This window comes from Streptococcus mitis (genome assembly GCF_000722695.1).
Classification (GTDB): domain Bacteria; phylum Bacillota; class Bacilli; order Lactobacillales; family Streptococcaceae; genus Streptococcus; species Streptococcus mitis_O.
The window spans coordinates 131,703-147,987 of sequence record NZ_JPFU01000012.1 but is presented as its reverse complement, the minus strand read 5'-3'; the positions used below and the strand labels follow the sequence as shown (position 1 = coordinate 147,987).

Annotated in this window: 25 protein-coding genes, 1 tRNA gene and 1 pseudogene; 22 read left to right on the top strand and 5 right to left on the bottom strand. The window is 36.7% G+C overall.

The features are described from left to right. Positions 1-6: 6 nt before the first annotated feature. The 6 genes from SK629_RS04725 to SK629_RS04700 all read left to right on the top strand — a co-directional run bounded on the left by SK629_RS04725 (position 7) and on the right by SK629_RS04700 (position 4,613). Entirely contained in the window at positions 7-552 is a 546-nt protein-coding gene (locus tag SK629_RS04725; protein ID WP_042900811.1) for an NUDIX hydrolase, read from the top strand. Between the two features lie 11 nt (positions 553-563). Then, entirely contained in the window at positions 564-875 is a 312-nt protein-coding gene (macP, locus tag SK629_RS04720) for a cell wall synthase accessory phosphoprotein MacP (protein WP_000517861.1), read from the top strand. Between the two features lie 16 nt (positions 876-891). Next, positions 892-1,584 (top strand): 5'-methylthioadenosine/adenosylhomocysteine nucleosidase, encoded by a 693-nt coding sequence (locus SK629_RS04715; RefSeq protein WP_042900810.1) that lies wholly within the window; start codon positions 892-894, stop codon positions 1,582-1,584. A gap of 76 nt (positions 1,585-1,660) precedes the next feature. Next, positions 1,661-2,152, top strand: coding sequence for a chromosome segregation protein RocS (gene rocS, locus SK629_RS04710; RefSeq protein WP_000021242.1), 492 nt, complete (start codon positions 1,661-1,663; stop codon positions 2,150-2,152). A 98-nt stretch (positions 2,153-2,250) separates the two neighbouring features. After that, a complete protein-coding gene (locus tag SK629_RS04705) occupies positions 2,251-2,841 on the top strand; it encodes a 3'-5' exonuclease (protein WP_042900808.1) in 591 nt (196 codons plus the stop codon). Between the two features lie 8 nt (positions 2,842-2,849). Continuing rightward, positions 2,850-4,613, top strand: coding sequence for a glycerophosphoryl diester phosphodiesterase membrane domain-containing protein (locus SK629_RS04700; RefSeq protein WP_042900807.1), 1,764 nt, complete (start codon positions 2,850-2,852; stop codon positions 4,611-4,613). Between the two features lie 72 nt (positions 4,614-4,685). On the opposite strand, the gene SK629_RS04695 is transcribed toward SK629_RS04700, so the two are convergent. The 3 genes from SK629_RS04695 to SK629_RS04685 all read right to left on the bottom strand — a co-directional run bounded on the left by SK629_RS04695 (position 4,686) and on the right by SK629_RS04685 (position 6,451). Then, positions 4,686-4,985, bottom strand: a complete 300-nt coding sequence (locus SK629_RS04695) for a YbaB/EbfC family nucleoid-associated protein (protein WP_042900806.1) — start codon at positions 4,983-4,985, stop codon at positions 4,686-4,688. Positions 4,986-5,177: 192 nt separating this feature from the next. After that, on the bottom strand, positions 5,178-5,420 hold the full coding sequence (locus tag SK629_RS04690; RefSeq protein ID WP_042900805.1) for a type B 50S ribosomal protein L31: 243 nt from the start codon (positions 5,418-5,420) through the stop codon (positions 5,178-5,180). Between the two features lie 95 nt (positions 5,421-5,515). After that, the gene (locus tag SK629_RS04685; protein WP_042900804.1) at positions 5,516-6,451 is read right to left on the bottom strand and encodes a DHH family phosphoesterase; all 936 of its coding nucleotides are present in this window, start codon (positions 6,449-6,451) and stop codon (positions 5,516-5,518) included. Between the two features lie 103 nt (positions 6,452-6,554). On the opposite strand from SK629_RS04685, the gene SK629_RS04680 reads away from it, so the two are divergent. The 15 genes and pseudogenes from SK629_RS04680 (at position 6,555) to SK629_RS04615 (ending at position 13,440) form a co-directional block, all read left to right on the top strand. Then, a complete protein-coding gene (locus SK629_RS04680; RefSeq protein WP_001162128.1) occupies positions 6,555-6,998 on the top strand; it encodes a flavodoxin in 444 nt (147 codons plus the stop codon). A 115-nt stretch (positions 6,999-7,113) separates the two neighbouring features. Next, positions 7,114-7,380, top strand: a complete 267-nt coding sequence (locus SK629_RS04675) for a chorismate mutase (RefSeq protein WP_042900803.1) — start codon at positions 7,114-7,116, stop codon at positions 7,378-7,380. Next, a complete protein-coding gene (gene crcB, locus SK629_RS04670) occupies positions 7,377-7,751 on the top strand; it encodes a fluoride efflux transporter CrcB (protein ID WP_042900802.1) in 375 nt (124 codons plus the stop codon). Before SK629_RS04675 ends, crcB (SK629_RS04670) begins: the two co-directional genes overlap by 4 nt. Further along, positions 7,745-8,074, top strand: coding sequence for a fluoride efflux transporter CrcB (gene crcB / locus SK629_RS04665; RefSeq protein WP_042900801.1), 330 nt, complete (start codon positions 7,745-7,747; stop codon positions 8,072-8,074). The genes crcB (SK629_RS04670) and crcB (SK629_RS04665) overlap by 7 nt, the downstream gene beginning before the upstream one ends. 118 nt (positions 8,075-8,192) lie before the next feature. Continuing rightward, complete coding sequence (gene rplS, locus SK629_RS04660) at positions 8,193-8,540, top strand: 50S ribosomal protein L19 (protein ID WP_001068669.1); 348 nt, start codon at positions 8,193-8,195, stop codon at positions 8,538-8,540. A gap of 42 nt (positions 8,541-8,582) precedes the next feature. Then, a tRNA-Arg gene (locus SK629_RS04655) sits at positions 8,583-8,654 on the top strand. Between the two features lie 275 nt (positions 8,655-8,929). Next, positions 8,930-9,118, top strand: a complete 189-nt coding sequence (locus SK629_RS04650; RefSeq protein WP_001131503.1) for a type II toxin-antitoxin system HicA family toxin — start codon at positions 8,930-8,932, stop codon at positions 9,116-9,118. A 56-nt stretch (positions 9,119-9,174) separates the two neighbouring features. Continuing rightward, entirely contained in the window at positions 9,175-9,552 is a 378-nt protein-coding gene (locus SK629_RS04645; RefSeq protein WP_000921490.1) for a type II toxin-antitoxin system HicB family antitoxin, read from the top strand. 62 nt (positions 9,553-9,614) lie between these two features. Beyond that, a complete protein-coding gene (locus SK629_RS04640; RefSeq protein WP_042900800.1) occupies positions 9,615-9,929 on the top strand; it encodes a nucleotidyltransferase family protein in 315 nt (104 codons plus the stop codon). Next, positions 9,910-10,065 carry a hypothetical protein gene (locus SK629_RS12610; protein WP_235219608.1) on the top strand — a complete coding sequence of 52 codons (156 nt, stop codon included), beginning with the start codon at positions 9,910-9,912 and terminating at the stop codon, positions 10,063-10,065. Before SK629_RS04640 ends, SK629_RS12610 begins: the two co-directional genes overlap by 20 nt. A 63-nt stretch (positions 10,066-10,128) precedes the next feature. Beyond that, a complete protein-coding gene (locus SK629_RS12820; protein ID WP_350353751.1) occupies positions 10,129-10,284 on the top strand; it encodes a HepT-like ribonuclease domain-containing protein in 156 nt (51 codons plus the stop codon). 21 nt (positions 10,285-10,305) lie between these two features. Continuing rightward, positions 10,306-10,761: pseudogene (locus SK629_RS12940) on the top strand (tyrosine-type recombinase/integrase); the annotation flags it as partial. Positions 10,762-11,306: 545 nt separating this feature from the next. Continuing rightward, a complete protein-coding gene (locus SK629_RS04625; protein ID WP_042900799.1) occupies positions 11,307-12,173 on the top strand; it encodes a helix-turn-helix domain-containing protein in 867 nt (288 codons plus the stop codon). Positions 12,174-12,406: 233 nt separating this feature from the next. Then, a complete protein-coding gene (locus tag SK629_RS04620) occupies positions 12,407-12,964 on the top strand; it encodes a CYTH domain-containing protein (RefSeq protein ID WP_042900798.1) in 558 nt (185 codons plus the stop codon). A gap of 122 nt (positions 12,965-13,086) precedes the next feature. Next, entirely contained in the window at positions 13,087-13,440 is a 354-nt protein-coding gene (locus SK629_RS04615) for a hypothetical protein (protein ID WP_235219606.1), read from the top strand. Between the two features lie 241 nt (positions 13,441-13,681). Here the strand turns inward: SK629_RS04615 and yidA are convergent, their stop codons facing one another. Both yidA and SK629_RS04605 read right to left on the bottom strand, forming a co-directional pair. Next, on the bottom strand, positions 13,682-14,488 hold the full coding sequence (gene yidA / locus SK629_RS04610; RefSeq protein ID WP_042900797.1) for a sugar-phosphatase: 807 nt from the start codon (positions 14,486-14,488) through the stop codon (positions 13,682-13,684). 12 nt (positions 14,489-14,500) lie between these two features. Then, positions 14,501-15,805, bottom strand: a complete 1,305-nt coding sequence (locus tag SK629_RS04605; RefSeq protein WP_042900796.1) for an HD domain-containing protein — start codon at positions 15,803-15,805, stop codon at positions 14,501-14,503. A gap of 71 nt (positions 15,806-15,876) precedes the next feature. Here SK629_RS04605 and SK629_RS04600 point away from each other — a divergent pair, with 71 nt between their 5' ends. Next, positions 15,877-16,254, top strand: a complete 378-nt coding sequence (locus tag SK629_RS04600) for a DUF1934 domain-containing protein (protein WP_080710208.1) — start codon at positions 15,877-15,879, stop codon at positions 16,252-16,254. Positions 16,255-16,285 lie beyond the last annotated feature (31 nt).

Here is a 16,285-nt window from a genome sequence, read left to right as displayed (position 1 = left end):
CCTATCATGGAATTTGAAGAAAAAACGCTTAGCCGAAAAGAAATCTATCAAGGACCAATTTTTAAACTGGTTCAAGATCAGGTTGAATTACCAGAAGGCAAGGGAACTGCTCAACGGGATTTGATTTTCCACAATGGAGCTGTCTGTGTTTTAGCTGTGACAGATGAGCAAAAACTCATCTTGGTCAAGCAGTACCGCAAAGCCATTGAGGCAGTCTCTTACGAAATTCCAGCTGGAAAACTGGAAGTAGGAGAAAATACAGACCCTGTCGCAGCAGCCCTGCGTGAATTAGAGGAAGAAACAGCCTATACAGGGAAGTTAGAACTCTTGTACGATTTTTATTCAGCCATTGGCTTCTGTAATGAAAAACTAAAACTATACCTAGCAAGAGATTTGACAAAGGTGGAAAATCCACGTCCGCAGGATGAAGATGAAACCTTGGAAGTCCTTGAAGTGAGCCTAGAAGAAGCCAAGGAATTGATCCAATCGGGTCATATCTGCGATGCCAAGACAATTATGGCTGTTCAGTATTGGGAATTGCACAAAAAATAGAGGAGGTCAGTATGGGTAAACCTTTATTAACGGATGAAATGATTGAAAGAGCTAATAGAGGCGAAAAGATTTCAGGTCCCCCTTTGCTAGATGATGAGGAGACTAAGATTTTACCAACATCTTCTTCCCGTTTTGGTTATGCCAATCCTAAGGATCATGGTTTTAGCCAGGAAACCTTGAAGATTCAGGTTGAACCGTCTATTCATAAAAGCCGTCGCATTGAAAATACCAAGAGAAATGTCTTCAATTCTAAACTGAATAAAATCTTATTTGCAGTCATCTTTCTCTTGATTTTGCTTGTCTTAGCAATGAAACTTTTGTAATAGAAAAGGAATTGAAATGAAAATAGGAATTATTGCGGCTATGCCAGAAGAACTGACTTATTTGGTCCAGCATCTAGAAAACGCTCAGGAGCAAGTTGTTTTAGGGAATACTTATTATACAGGAAACCTTGCCTCTCATGAAGTCGTTCTTGTAGAAAGTGGAATTGGTAAGGTCATGTCTGCTATGAGTGTGGCGATTTTGGCTGATCATTTCCAAGTGGATGCTCTAATTAATACGGGATCAGCTGGGGCAGTAGCAGAAGGTATTGCTGTTGGAGATGTTGTGATTGCTGATAAATTAGCCTATCATGACGTGGATGTCACAGCTTTTGGATATGCTTATGGACAAATGGCGCAACAACCGCTTTATTTCGAATCAGATAAAACCTTTGTTGCCAAACTCCAAGAGAGTTTATCTCAATTGGATCAAAACTGGCATCTTGGTTTGATTGCTACAGGAGATAGTTTTGTCGCAGGAAATGACAAGATAAAAGCGATTAAGTCCCATTTCCCAGATGTTTTGGCTGTTGAGATGGAAGGGGCAGCTATTGCTCAGGCATCTCATGCCCTTAATCTTCCAGTCTTAGTCATCCGAGCTATGAGTGACAATGCCAACCATGAAGCAAACATTTCTTTTGATGAGTTTATTATCGAAGCTGGACGTCGCTCTGCTCAAGTCTTATTAGCCTTTTTGAAGGTCTTAGCTTAAGCGAAAATTTGACAGTTTTTCTAGCTTATGATAAGATTTAAGTAAAGAAAAGCTAGAAAACGTTTCAGAGGATATTATGAGTATTGAAATGACCGTCAGTGAGATTGCAGAGGTCTTAGGATTATCTCGTCAAGCAATCAATAACCGTGTCAAAGAATTACCAGAAGAAGACACAGATAAAAATGACAAAGGGGTAACGGTAGTTACCAGAAGTGGCTTGATTAAGCTAGAAGAAATCTATAAAAAAACGATTTTTGAAGATGAGCCTGTCAGTGAAGATGTCAAGCAACGTGAACTGATGGAGATTCTAGTTGATGAGAAGAATGCAGAAATTCTCCGTCTTTATGAACAATTAAAAGCCAAGGATCGTCAGTTATCAGAAAAAGACGAGCAGATGCGTATCAAAGACCGTCAGATTGCTGAGAAAGACAAACAACTCGATCAGCAGCAACAATTGACCCTTCAAGCCATGAAGGATCAAGAAAATCTTAAGCTAGAGCTGGACCAAGCAAAAGAAGAAGTCCAATCAACTAAGAAAGGCTTTTTTGCTCGTTTATTTGGAGGATAATCAAGGAGCTGTTTAGGTTAAATGCTAACCTGATGGCTTCTTTTGTTTCTAAATAGTATAGTTGCTCAAGTAAAACAATAGAAGAGGAGAGGTATAGAATGGAACGATTAGAAGATTACATTGCTTTTGACTTAGAATTTAATCAGCATGAAGGGCAAACACACTTGATTCAAGTATCGGCAGTGCGTTTTAGAGATGGTCAGGAAATCGCTACCTATGATTCCTATGTTCATACCAATGTACCTTTAAAAAGTTTTATCAATGGTTTGACTGGGATTACAGCTGAGACATTAAAAGATGCTCCTACAGTGGAGGAAGTCATAAAAGAATTCCAAGAGTTTGTGGGTTCTTTACCCATGGTTGGCTACAATGCTGCTAAAAGTGATTTGCCTATTCTAGCAGAGCATGGTTTAGATTATAGCCAACAGTATAAGGTGGATTTGTATGATGAAGCTTTTGAACGTCGGAGTTCGGATCTACATGGTATTGCCAATCTTAAATTGCAAACCGTTGCCTCGTTTCTTGGATTTCAAGGTCAGTCTCATAATAGCCTAGAGGATGCTCGGATGACGGCGCGTGTTTACGAGTCCTTTCTAGAGTCAGACCAGGCTAAAGAATTGTTAGGGGCAGAAAGTAGTCTATCAAACAATCCTTTTGGTGGCCTAGACTTGTCTCAACTATTTGACTAGGAGTGCCTATGAAACCTGAAAAATCTAAAAATCTAGGTTTTAAGCAGATATACTTTAATCTAGATAAAATACTCTTTCTATTTTTCTTGACTTTTATGATGATTGAGTTTGTCTGGTTACCATCAAATTCTTGGATTGCTGGACTTTTGCTCCGTCAGACAGGCTATCTCTTTCTATCCTACAACAATATTTTTGCCATTATAACGGGTTCGCCATTTGTTAGTCTTGCTCTATTTATTCTGGTAATCGTTAATTTACTGATCGCCTATTACCAGATAGGACTTCTCTTTATCGGAGCCCGGCATTTATTATGCCATGAAAAAAGGACCTTGCTGGAGTACAGTCGTAAGGTCTTTCGCCAAAGTTTCTTGTTTATGAAACAAGTCACGCTTTCAAAGATAGCCTTTATCTTCTTTTATGTCATGATGCTCTTTCCATTGATTCGAAAGATTTTAAAGATTTACTACCTCAATAAAATTGTCATTCCGGAATTCATAGTAGCCTATGTAGAAGATAAGTACTGGTTGGTCGGTTTGGTAATCACTGTTCTAGCCTTGCTACTGTTTTACATTTCAGTGCGTTTGATGTTTGCCTTACCCCAGCTTTTATTTGAGAAGAAAACAGTCAAAGAAGCAGTCAGATACAGTCTAGAGAAGACAAGAAAGCACTCCTGGTTTTATACTTGGAACTTGCTTTGGATTGTCGTCAAAACCTACCTATTTTTCATTCTTTTATTGATTCCAATCTTGGCAAGTCAGGCACTGATGGATGGTTTGACCCATAAGGAATCTCTTGTACTGGGAATTATCAACTTTGTCTTGATTAAGAATTTCCACTATATAGCCTTGACTTACTTTCTCATTAAGTTTGTTTCCTTCTTAACAGGAGAAGAACTAGAAATTACACCAAGGAGAAAGAAAGACCACTGGATGAGATGGGGAGTGATGGGCTGTGCTTGTATCTTTTTCACTCTTGAGGGTTATGTTTATTTAGAAGCTCCAGTCGCTAATAAACCTTTAATCATTTCTCACAGGGGAGTATCTAATAAGAATGGTGTGCAAAATACCGTTCAATCACTAGAAAAAACCGCTCAGTTATCTCCAGATTTCGTTGAGACAGATGTTCAGGAAACAAAAGATGGCCAGTTTGTCATGATGCATGATGCCAATATCAAAAATTTGACAGGTGTTAATGCTAATCCACAGGATCTAACTTTGAAAGAATTAACCAAACTTGATATTTCAGAAAATGGTTATCATAGCAAGGTGTCTAGTTTTGATGACTATCTCAATAAAGCCAATGAATTACATCAAAAACTTCTTATTGAGATTAAAACCAGTCGAAAAGATAGCCCAGATATGATGAAACGATTTATGGAAAAATATGGAACGGTTCTTAAGCAGAATGGTCATCAAATGCAATCTTTAGACTACCATGTGATTGACCAGGTTTTAGCCTACGATTCTCAAATTCCAGTCTATTTCATCCTACCTTATAATAGTATTTTTCCAAGAACCAAGGCTACAGGTTACACCATGGAGTATTCAACTTTAGATGAAAATTTTGTCAACAAGCTTTGGAATACGGATCAGAAATTGTACGTTTGGACCATCAATAGTTCAGAGTCCTTTGATAAATCAGTTCATTTGGGAGCTGATGGCATGATAACGGATGATTTGGAAATGATTCAAGATCAAGTTACCATTGCCCAAGAAGACCCAGAGTATACTGAATTGCTTTTCAAACAGGCCATGGAATTCTTTAATTTTTAGTAAGCAAAAAGAGGAACAGTTGTTCCTCCCACGATAGGCAAGTATTCATTTGAATGCTTGTTTTTTTAATGCTTAGAATGGCAATTTCCCAGCGAACGCACCCAGTTTTTTCTTTGTAGTTTCATCAATTTGTTCAAGAGCAGAGTTGATGGCTTGAACGGTCATATCAGAAAGAGTTTCAAGGTCTTCTGGGTCAACGACAGCTGGATTGAAGTCAATGCTGATAACTTTTTTGTCACCTGTTAAGGTCGCTTGGACAAGGTCTTGAGCAGATTTGCCAACAAATTGCATAGCAGCAAGTTCAGCTTGGCTTTGTTCCATTTGTTTTTGAAGTTTTTGTGCTTGGCGCATCATGTTTTGCATGTTCATCATGGTGATTTACAGTTTCCTTTTATCTTATTTTCTTTTTTATTTTATCAATTTTGGGGTTAAAAGTCTATTGTTAGTATAAATCCCCTAACATTAAATTACCGAAGAGATTTTCTAAGAGTATGAGTCTAGAACATAAAAATAGCAGTTGATTTGAAGAAACAAAAAAGAACAGCCGAAGCTGTCTTTTTATCATTATTTGAGACCGTATTTTTTGTTGAAACGATCCACGCGTCCATCTGCTTGAGTGAACTTTTGACGTCCAGTGTAGAATGGGTGTGAGTCTGATGAAATTTCCACACGGATCAATGGGTAAGTTTCGCCTTCGAACTCAACTGTTTCGTTAGAGAGTTTTGTTGAACCGCTAAGGAATTGGTAACCAGTAGTTGTGTCCATGAAGACAACTGGGCGATATTCTGGATGGATATCTTTTTTCATTTTGCAATATTTCCTTTCTGCCATGGTCTCTTTGCGAGCCATAGATTGTTACCATACTAGTCTATCAGATTCTGAAAAGTTTGGCAAGTATTTTATCAGTTTTTAAGCAAGTTTTTTAACTTTTGGTAGATGATTTCGTTTTCCTCTAGGCTATAGGAATTAGCACCACTTGCTAGAGGGTGGCCTCCACCATCATGTTCTTTGGCAATTTCATTGATAGGATGAATTTTACTTCGTAAGCGAACACGGTAGTGGCCATCAGCCTGTTCCACAAAAATTCCCCAGAGACTGACGCTGTCAATCCGACCAGGTGCACCGACAATGGCTGCAGTTTCAGCATCGGTAACATTAAATTGTTTCAAGACTTCTTGACTCAGGATAACACGAGCTGCACCATTTTCATCCACTTCCAGATGGTCGTAGATGTAGCCTTGAAGTTTAGCAATTTTGTAGCTCATAGTATCCATTTTACGAGTGAGAGCCGCAAAGTCAAAGTTTTGTTCTCTCAGAGACGCAGCCAGGCGAAGAGTCCGTGCAGTCGTAGAAGGATAAAGGAAGCGACCTGTATCACCAACAATTCCTGCAAAGAGCAACTCAGCAGCGCGATCTGACAAGGCCATTTGAGTTGTTTCTGCAAATAAGGTAATCATCTCGCTAGCGCTGCTTGAACTAGTATCTACCCAAGACAGGTCACCATATACATCATCATTTGGATGGTGGTCAATCTTAATGAGAAAATCACCTTGACTATAGCGCTTATCATCGATTCGAGCAGTATTCGCCGTATCACAGACGATGACAAGTGCCCCTTGGTAGACACTATCTTCAACAAGATCCATCTCAGCCATCCAAGTTAGAGTTGGTTCATCATAACCAACGGCTTTGATGGTTTTTTCAGGGAAATGATATTCTAGCAAGGCTTTCAAGCCCACTTGACTTCCCAAGGCATCAGGGTCTGGTTTCATATGACGATGAATGATAATCGTGTCGTATTCTTTGATTTTTTCTAAAATTTGATGGCAAATGTCCATAAATAACCTCAATTCTTTCTCATTTCATTGTAGCACAAGAATTTTTATTTTTAAAATGAAAAAGATGTGATATAATGGAGAAAGATAAATTGAGGAGGACGATATGGCATTAGCAAAAATTGTATTTGCCAGTATGACCGGTAATACCGAAGAAATTGCAGATATTGTAGCAGACAAATTACGTGACTTGGGCTTGGATGTCGATGTTGATGAATGTACAACTGTTGACGCTTCAGACTTCTTGGAAGCAGACATCGCTATCGTTGCGACCTATACTTATGGTGATGGAGAATTGCCAGATGAGATGATGGACTTCTACGAAGACTTAGCAGACCTCAACTTGAATGGCAAAATCTACGGAGTGGTTGGCTCAGGTGATACTTTCTACGATGAATTCTGTAAAGCTGTTGATGACTTTGATCGTGTCTTTGTTTCAACAGGAGCAGAAAAAGGTTCAGAGTGTGTTAAAGTTGATCTCTCTGCTGAGGAAGAAGACATTGAACGTTTAGAACAATTCGCAGAAGAATTGGCTGCTAAAGTAGGATAAGCATAAATGTGCGCTGATGCAATCAATCAGTGCATTTTTCTTATCGTGAGTTGGGATTTTACTAGCCTATTTGGTGGCTTTTTGATAAAATAATTCAAATAAAGGAGGAGATTGTATGGATTTAAAGAGTATTCGGCAAGAGATTGATCAAATCGACAACCAAATTGTCAAACTGTTAGAAGAGAGAATGCATTTAGTTGAAGGGGTTGTCGCTTATAAGAAGGCTTCAGGGAAACCGATTTTAGATACCAAGAGAGAAGCAGTTATTTTTGAAAAGGTCAGAAATCGTGTAGAAGACAAGCGCTATCAGGAGACTATTGTAGCAACGTTTTCGGACATACTCAAACGTTCGCGTGATTATCAGGATCAAAACATCAAATGAAAAAAGAACAATTTTATCCGTTAGGCATTTTTCTAGCTGCTATGTTGGGCGGACTTGTGCGCTACCTTGTTTCTACTTGGTTACCAGCTAGTCCAGATTTCCCTTGGGGCACCCTTCTTGTTAACTATCTAGGCATTTTCTGCTTGATTTACCTTGTCAAGGGCTATCTGGTCTATAAGGGAACCAGTAAGGGCTTGGTTTTAGCACTTGGTACAGGATTTTGTGGAGGTTTGACAACCTTTTCTAGTCTCATGTTAGATGCTGTAAAACTATTTGATACAGGTCGTTGTCTTAGTTTGGTCATGTATTTGCTTTTGAGTATTGGTGGAGGCCTACTTTTGGCTTACTATTTAGGGAGGAAGAAATGGTAATCGTCTATCTTGCAATTGCTTGTGGTCTTGGAGCGCTCGTACGGTATTTCTTTTCCCGCTATAATCAAACTTCTAAATTGCCATTCGGAACGCTGGTTGCAAATCTGTTGGGGTGTTTTTTGATTGGATTACTCTATAATCATGTAGAGTCTAAGGAAGTCTATGCTATTTTAGCAACAGGATTTTGTGGAGGTTTGACAACTTTTTCGACCTTGAATGATGAACTGCAAAGACTGTTAAGTGATAAGAAGGTCTTTTATTCTTACCTGACTTTGACCTATCTAGGTGGTTTGGTTGCGATTTTTTTAGGAATTTTGCTATAAATTTCTTTACTTTTTTGTGGAAATTTGGTAAACTGTATATTGTGTGTAATGGACGCACAAAAATACAGTTTATCCGCTGAGGAAGATTCCTCAAGATTGACAAAGATAGGAGAATAAAATGAATCCATTAATCCAAAGCTTGACTGAAGGTCAACTTCGTACAGATATCCCATCATTCCGTCCTGGTGACACTGTTCGTGTACACGCGAAAGTTGTCGAAGGTAACCGTGAACGTATCCAGATTTTTGAAGGTGTTGTTATCGCACGTAAAGGTGCTGGTATCTCAGAAAACTACACAGTTCGTAAAATCTCTAACGGTGTAGGTGTTGAGCGTATCTTCCCAATCCACACTCCACGTGTTGAAAAAATCGAAGTTGTTCGTTACGGTAAAGTACGTCGTGCGAAATTGTACTACTTGCGTGCTCTTCAAGGTAAAGCCGCTCGTATCAAAGAAATCCGTCGTTAATTCGACTAAAAAACTCTGCTTTTTCAGCAGAGTTTTTATCTAGCTCCCTTAGTTCAATGGATATAACAACTCCCTCCTAAGGAGTAGTTGCAGGTTCGATTCCTGCAGGGGGCATTTTTGAAATGTAAAGAAAGACAAAGAAAATTCAAAGTGTTTTTTTATGGGCAATCATCACAATTTAGTTTTTTAAAATAGCTTAGTATTTTTGGAATCTTTGACCAAAGTGTGATCAAAATTTGACCAAAAGTCAATGAATATAGAATAAAGTAGGTCAGGAAGCTGGTCTATTTTGTTTTGTAGTTATTGCTAAATATTTGTTTTAGTTTGACAAATATACGCATAATGTGTATAATGATAAATGGATATGCGTAAGGAGGTAACGACTATATATGCCACTTACAGGTAAAGAAATGGTGAAACTAGCTCTTGAGAATGGATGGGTTGAAGTTCGTCAAAGAGGAAGTCATCATCATTTTAAGAAAGAGGGTTTTTCTTATCTTGTCACGATTCCAGTTCATGGAAATGAAGATTTGGGAAAGGGATTAGAAAGAAAAATTCTCAAGGATTTAGGATTGTAAGTTTTACTTTCCTAAGTCTTTTATATCAGAGGTAGTAGAATGTTGGAGGTAGTAGAATGTTAAAAACGTATCCAGCTATATTTCATAAAGAAGGAACAGGATATTGGGTAGAATTTCCAGAATTTGGTGGTGGTACAGAAGGAAAAAATATCGAAGAAGCGATGAAAAATGCTCGAGAAATGCTTGAAAATGTTTTAGCTTCTTATATCGATGAAGGGATGGCGTTGCCTACTCCAAGTGATATTTTAAAGATTGAAGTTTCAGATGGCTTTGTATCAATGATTCAAGTAGATCCTGCGCCTTTTGTGAGAAGTAACAAGGCGATTAGAAAGAACGTGACCGTTCCTGAATGGCTAGTTCGTCTTGCTGATCGAGAAAAGATTAACTATTCAGAAGTTTTGGCACAAGCATTAGAGAAGAAGTTACAAGTTTAAAGCCTTTATTTAATAGGGATATGATTGTAATGTATTGACAATATAAAAAAAGGATAGAAGCTATGGTTTATACAATAGATCAGATAAAGGAAAAAATTGCTCCTATTGCTAAACAATATGATTTATCTAAAATTTATCTATTTGGCTCTTATGCTAGGGGCGAAGCTGATGGGAAAAGTGATGTTGATATTGCTTTGGAGTTAGAGGATGATTCGATCTATTTTGATGTATATGGTAGACTTTTGACTATTTTTGATGGTAATATAGATATTCTATTGGTTAGTGATTTACTTTCTCCAAAAACAAATATTGGGAAGTTAGTCAAGAAAAATTTTTTGAATGATAGAGAGGTTATTTATGAGAAGTCAATCTCTTGAAACTGATATAGCATATTTGAAGGATATGGTTTTATATCTTGATAAGGCTGTTGCTGTTTTGGAAAAAACAAGAAGATATAATTTACCTTTAGATGATGATATGGTAGTTGATTCTATCGCAATGAATTTGGGATAAGTAGGAGAATAGTTATCGTTAGGCAAATTGTCAGAGGAAGTAAAATAGAAGTATTCAGATAGGATAAACTGGATTCAGATAAAAGGTTTTAGAAATTTTATTTATCATAATTATTCCAACTTAAATTTTAAAATTGTAGAGGTTATATTGAAGAAATCTGTTCCCAAAACTAAAGAATCTTTATATTCGATTATAAGAGAATTAGAAGGTGAATCATAAAATAGAAAATATTATTTTTCAGAAAGACAAACTATAAAGACGTATGAAAGATTTGCTAGAAATCGACAAATTATGTTCCTCAAAAAACGAATACTTCCATAAGAGAAATTCTTATTGATAAAGATTTAATATCTGTATTGGATGCATTGAAAGAGGAACAAGATAAGGTTCTTTATAATCGTGACGAATTAAAGAAATATGATTTGGTCTTTTGTGATAGAAGGTATAAACTTTCTACAAATTATGGATTGAATAAATGCTTGAAAGTATTTTTATCCGAACTTGGGATAGATAGTCAAACCATGATAGCAACAGCAGGAAGGCATATTTACGGTTCATATTTATTATCAAAAGGTGTTGATATATAGGCTGTTTCAAGATTACTAAGGCGTAAAGATATACAACAAATTATTCAAACTTACGGACATACTCTAAAATAGGGTTATTAATAAAAAGTATGATTTAGTAAGAGAATGAATGTTAGTAAAAGGATAAAATAATTTTGACCAATTAAATAGGAAAAATAAGGACTTCCTTTATTAGAATGTCCTTATTTTTATTATGGAATTGGACAAATGAGGTAAAGGTTCAGATTTATGAATTCAGAAAGTAAGTACAAAGCTTTAAACAGCTTTCGAAAAGATTTGGTGTGGATTTTTTGGGCTAAGGTTTGTGACAAGATGAATTGATTGTTATGAACTAGAGAGTGTAAAAAATGGGGAAAATCGTTATTATTCTCCTGAATTTGATATGTTGTAAAAGACTATTTCTGGTCTGTTAAATCTATCAATAGCAAAATCTAAACGTGATAGTCTAACATCTAGTACATTTAATGTTAATAGTTTTATCAATCGCTTGAGTAAGAAAATTTCAAAAGAAGAAGGGATAGGTTTTCAAAGGTAACCTATCTAGTCATTGCTTATATATAATTTGTATCTTTTGGTTTATTAATTTGTATTTAAAATTTAATCATGTTACAATTGAAATTGAAATCGAATAGAAAAGAAAAGGAAAATGCAAACGTGGGTACACTATTAGCAACAAGATTAAAAAATAGACGAAAAGAATTAAAAATGTCTCAGCGAGAATTGGCTGAGGGGATATGTAAACAGGGGCAGATTAGTCGATTAGAGAATGGAGAATTTACTCCAGGAGCAGACTTTTTATATGCTCTGTCTAAGAAGTTAAAAGTTAGTATAGATTATTTTTTTAATGAGCAGATTGGAGAGGAGATTGATGAGTTATCAGAGTTTAAGAAGTTAGCCCAGACATTTATCGCAAATCGAAATTATGAGTCTTTGAAATATATATATGAATTAGAGAGTGTAAAGGTACATCGCTTGTCTCTAGTAGATAAGTTTTATATGGAGTGGATAAAATCTCTTATAGATTTTTATCTCTATGGGCAAAAAGAGGAGGGTGTGGCAAGATTGGAGAAGGTACTGTCTCAGTTAAATGTAACTGACCTGATCTACCTTCAAGTTTCAAATACTCTATTTAATTTTTATTATGATATTGAAGATGTAGAGAGTTTTAATGAAATTCGAGAAAAGTTAGAGTGTCAAGTAAATCAACTCAAGTTAAACACCATCGAAGAATTAAACCTTTCTATTAAATTTAATTATAATGTTTGTCGCTATCTATGGTTGCAGAATAATACTGAAGAGGCTATTACTAAAATCACAGATACGATAAAGCAATGTAAGACGTATAGAACAACATATCTTTTGGCTGATTTGTATTTATTGATGGGAAATATCAGTAAGAATTTTTCTTCTAAAGTTGCAGTAAAAGAGTACTTTGAAACGGCTTATTTCCTGTATAAGCTTGAGGGCAATATGTCAATGGCTCTTAAAATCGAGCATTATATTGCAGATATAACAGAATAGTAAAGACGATGTTCAATTAAGCATCGTTTTTTTAATCCAGAAAGATACAAATATGTATTTAATAAAAATAAATAAAAAACATTATTAAAATTCTTGACATTATTATATTGAAGTGCTAAAATGAGTACAAGAAAATATTAGGCTTTTTGTCCATAAAACATCTACAGAAACTTACTATAGACTGAGTGAATGTATAGAGACTTCAGCCTTTAAAGAATTGAGAGGTAAAATTAATGAATGAATTAGAAGTGAGATTTGAACTCAACGATGAGAGAGATTATAATAATGCTATTTCATATTTAGAAAAATCTTATAAATTTAAGAGTGAAAATAAGCAAGTTGATGAGTATTTTAAAACAAAAGGAAGAGAATTTGAAAATGATGAGGTAGGTAGCTTTATCTACAGAATTCGTCAAGAAGATGATAATAGAGCAAGTGTTTTCACAAGAAAAGATACGATAAAACAAGGAATGTGGAGTGAAAGTGAAATAGAGTTAGAATCTGAAAAATTAGAATTTGTAAGGAATATCTTGCAAGATGGTTTTTCAAATATTTTCACAATAAGTAAATATAGAAAGACTTATCATGATGAATTAGAAAATAAAACGATTAATCTAGATAAGATTGATGGTCTTGGATTTTATCTTGAGATAGAGATTTTAGGAGATTTTTCAAAAGAAGATTATAGTAATTTTTATGATAAAATGTGCGGAGAGTTCTCGTTTTTAAATTCAAAAATAGAAACAAAGGGCTATGTCCAATTAATGAGAGAAAAAAATGGACGTAATTAAAATTATCAAATAGTCTTGTTGGGATTGTTTACTCCATTGCTGGATTTGGTAGTTTGATAGCAGTAACCCTTCTTTCTACTTTTTTAAATAAGAAGGATACCTTTATCTTAATGAATATATCAATGGCAACTATCCCACTTGTCATTATGGCAAGCGGAATAGTAGAAAATTGGATTTTTTTTGGAATTTGTTACTCAATTTTAAGTGGACTAATTACAATAGCTTCTGTCTCAATTACAACAATACAGCAACAAGAAAGTACTGAGTATAATATTGGTAAAATACTTTCTAGTTCTTTTGTAATAGCTACCATTTTTGCTCCTTTTGGAGGGATACTGGCTGCTTATTTTAATTGGCTTTTAAACCCGAGATTAAGTCTAGTTATTTTGGGATTACTAAGTAGTTTATTGGTTATTCTTATAAAGAGTTATGAAAAAAAGCTAATTAAGAAAAGCACTGCAATATTTATAAAGTAAGATTAGTGAATCAATTATCATTAGAAAAAATAATATTAAATTGTAGTAAAATAAAAAATTGAAAAAGGTTTTACATAATGTACTACCTTTTTCAGATTTAATAATTATTGAGGGGATAGAACTAGAAACCAAAAATACTGAATCTTAAACTGCACCCCAAAAGTAAGATTTTTCTGTCTAACTTTTGGGGGCAGTACCTTATCTCTAACTTCTGGAGTGCTTTTTCTACACTCAAATTATTTTACAGTACCCATGTACGGATGGCATGGGCAACGCCAGATTCATCATTAGATTTAGTGATGTATTTGGCGATTTTTTTGATTTCTGGATTTCCGTTTTCCATGACAACTGGGTTACCAACGACTTCCAGCATGGCGCGGTCATTTTCTTCGTCACCAATCGCCATGGTTTCATCTTTGGTCAATCCTAGTTTTTCAGCTAAGTGAGTGATGGCTGAGCCCTTTTCTACATTCTTTTTAAGGAGTTCGAGGTAGAAAGGAGCGGATTTGTTGATGGAGTAGCGTTCGTAAAATTCGGCTGGAATTTTTTCAATGGCAGCATCGAGAATTTCTGGTTCATCGATGAACATACATTTGACGATTTCCTTGTTAGCCATTTCTTCAGGTGTGCGGTAGAAGATGGGCATGCTGACGAGGGTTGATTCGTGCACTGTATATTTTCCGATATTGCGATTGGCAGTGTAGATACCGTCTTTGGTAATGGCATGCATGTGGACACCGAGTTTACGACTGAGGAATTCCATATCCAGATAATCCTCATAGGTCAAGGATTCGCTGATAATCTCATGTCCTGTAGCAGTTTCTTGGACCAGGGCCCCGTTGAAGGTTACCACATAGTCACCCTCGTCTCTCAACTGCAAGTCGTCTAGAAGTTTGGCAACACCTGCGATAGGGCGACCAGTTGCAATCACGACTTTGACACCAGCTTCTTTGGCATCTTGGATGGCAGAAAAGACCTCAGGAGTGATCTCCTTTTGGCTATTGACTAGGGTTCCGTCAATATCGACGGCGATTAGTTTAATACTCATAAATTTCCTCTTCTAGTTTTGATTTGGCGTAAAATGATCGTTCTCAATCAAGTGTAAAAATTGCTGGGTGATACTTGCGAAGATGCTGTTTTGATCCAACATTTCTTTTGGGAAATAGAAACGATTATCGCCGTGGCGACTGCCAGCAAGGGATTGGACGATAGGAGACAGGCTAGAGAGTTCGGCTAGTTCTCCATTTTTTTGTAAAATCTCAATCTGTGTCCGTGGATTTTCAGATTCGGGACGATAGATATCATAAGGGAGGTCGAAGTTCTTATGAATGGCAGTATAGTAGTCGGGATCAAAGCCAATGTCCTCAACCAAATTTCTCATGCTAGCGAGTTGTTCTTGATCTTCTTGTGAAAAGGTAATGGATTTAAAGACCTTGCGGTTGACAAAGCGTTGCGACAAGTCTGCAAGAATCTTGTCAGGACTGGTCATCCAGAGCTGGAAGTAGGTATTCATCACACCATCATCTAGAGCCAGATAATCAGACAAGGTCACATTTTTTTCAAAGAAAGGCAGGAGATGTGGGGAAGTTCGTGCAAAGAAGTCCTTGTCCGCAGGATATAGTTCCTTAGCGCGTTTAAGAAGATTTTGTAGGAGAACTTCCATAGCGCGTGTTGCTGGGTGGAAATAAACCTGCATATACATCTGGTAACGACTGAGGACGTAGTCTTCGATGGCATGCATGCCATTGTGCTGAAAGGCAATACCGTTTTCGACAGGACGAATGACTCGGAGGATGCGAGTTAGGTCAAATTCTCCATAGGAAGCTCCAGTAAAATAGGAGTCGCGCAAGAGATAGTCCATGCGGTCTGCATCAATCTGACTAGAAATGAGTTGCACGACCTGCTTGTTAGGATAGGTATGGTCAATGACACTGGCTACCTTTTCTGGAAAATCTGGTGCCACTTGTAGCAGGACTTGGTGAATCTCCGTCTCAGGATTTTGGATAATCTCCTGAGTAATGGCTTCGTGGTCTGTATCAAAGAGATTTTCAAAAGTATGGGAGTAAGCACCATGTCCAAGGTCATGTAGGAGCGCAGCAGTCATGGTGAGGAGCGATTCAGCAGGATTCCATTCTTCAGGATATTTTTCTTCAAAAATCTCCGTGATACGTCGTGCAATTTCATAGACTCCTAGACAGTGGGAGAAGCGGCTGTGTTCTCCACCGTGGAAGGTATAACTGGAAGTTCCTAGTTGCTTGATACGGCGCAAACGTTGAAATTCTTTTGTATTAATCAAGTCATAGATGATCTGATTATTGACATGGATGTAGTTGTGAACTGGGTCACGGAATACTTTTTCGTTCATATGACCATTATAGCAAAAAGCTAGAGTTTTTGGTAAAATAGTAGGACAAGAGAGAAGAAAGAGGACCTGATGTGAAGATTCGGATGCGAAATACGATTCAGTTTGATGAGCAGTTGGAAGTGATTGACCAGCTTTATGATGTAGAAGTGCATGAAAAGGGAGATTATCGCTATTTGCTTTTCTATAATGAGGAAAAAGAAAAAGTAGTGATTAAATTTCATGGTCAAGAACTGGTGATGAGCCGATTTTCCAATCCCAAGACCATTATGCGCTTCCTAAAGGATAGTGATAGTTTGGCCTATATTCCCACCCCCATGGGCATGCAGGAGTTTATTATCCAAACGAATCGTTATCAAGTGGATGGACAAAAGATTTATTTAGACTATCAACTACAAAACCAAGAGGGACATCCCTTTGCCAGCTATCAATTGGAAATTACTTGGGGCTAGTCTCTTGTCTTTTTCAAGTTTAGCTTGCTAT

Coding starts and splice junctions, on each gene's coding strand:
- rplS (WP_001068669.1), top strand. CDS start 8,193: ATGAATCCATTAATCCAAAGCTTGACTGAAGGTCAACTTCGTACAGAT.
- rocS (WP_000021242.1), top strand. CDS start 1,661: ATGAGTATTGAAATGACCGTCAGTGAGATTGCAGAGGTCTTAGGATTA.
- SK629_RS12610 (WP_235219608.1), top strand. CDS start 9,910: ATGAGAAGTCAATCTCTTGAAACTGATATAGCATATTTGAAGGATATG.
- SK629_RS04640 (WP_042900800.1), top strand. CDS start 9,615: ATGGTTTATACAATAGATCAGATAAAGGAAAAAATTGCTCCTATTGCT.
- macP (WP_000517861.1), top strand. CDS start 564: ATGGGTAAACCTTTATTAACGGATGAAATGATTGAAAGAGCTAATAGA.
- SK629_RS04695 (WP_042900806.1), bottom strand. CDS start 4,985: ATGATGAACATGCAAAACATGATGCGCCAAGCACAAAAACTTCAAAAA.
- SK629_RS04700 (WP_042900807.1), top strand. CDS start 2,850: ATGAAACCTGAAAAATCTAAAAATCTAGGTTTTAAGCAGATATACTTT.
- SK629_RS04705 (WP_042900808.1), top strand. CDS start 2,251: ATGGAACGATTAGAAGATTACATTGCTTTTGACTTAGAATTTAATCAG.
- SK629_RS04620 (WP_042900798.1), top strand. CDS start 12,407: ATGAATGAATTAGAAGTGAGATTTGAACTCAACGATGAGAGAGATTAT.
- SK629_RS04615 (WP_235219606.1), top strand. CDS start 13,087: ATGGCAACTATCCCACTTGTCATTATGGCAAGCGGAATAGTAGAAAAT.
- crcB (WP_042900801.1), top strand. CDS start 7,745: ATGGTAATCGTCTATCTTGCAATTGCTTGTGGTCTTGGAGCGCTCGTA.
- crcB (WP_042900802.1), top strand. CDS start 7,377: ATGAAAAAAGAACAATTTTATCCGTTAGGCATTTTTCTAGCTGCTATG.
- yidA (WP_042900797.1), bottom strand. CDS start 14,488: ATGAGTATTAAACTAATCGCCGTCGATATTGACGGAACCCTAGTCAAT.
- SK629_RS04725 (WP_042900811.1), top strand. CDS start 7: ATGGAATTTGAAGAAAAAACGCTTAGCCGAAAAGAAATCTATCAAGGA.
- SK629_RS04650 (WP_001131503.1), top strand. CDS start 8,930: ATGCCACTTACAGGTAAAGAAATGGTGAAACTAGCTCTTGAGAATGGA.
- SK629_RS04680 (WP_001162128.1), top strand. CDS start 6,555: ATGGCATTAGCAAAAATTGTATTTGCCAGTATGACCGGTAATACCGAA.
- SK629_RS04690 (WP_042900805.1), bottom strand. CDS start 5,420: ATGAAAAAAGATATCCATCCAGAATATCGCCCAGTTGTCTTCATGGAC.
- SK629_RS04675 (WP_042900803.1), top strand. CDS start 7,114: ATGGATTTAAAGAGTATTCGGCAAGAGATTGATCAAATCGACAACCAA.
- SK629_RS04685 (WP_042900804.1), bottom strand. CDS start 6,451: ATGGACATTTGCCATCAAATTTTAGAAAAAATCAAAGAATACGACACG.
- SK629_RS04715 (WP_042900810.1), top strand. CDS start 892: ATGAAAATAGGAATTATTGCGGCTATGCCAGAAGAACTGACTTATTTG.
- SK629_RS04645 (WP_000921490.1), top strand. CDS start 9,175: ATGTTAAAAACGTATCCAGCTATATTTCATAAAGAAGGAACAGGATAT.
- SK629_RS04605 (WP_042900796.1), bottom strand. CDS start 15,805: ATGAACGAAAAAGTATTCCGTGACCCAGTTCACAACTACATCCATGTC.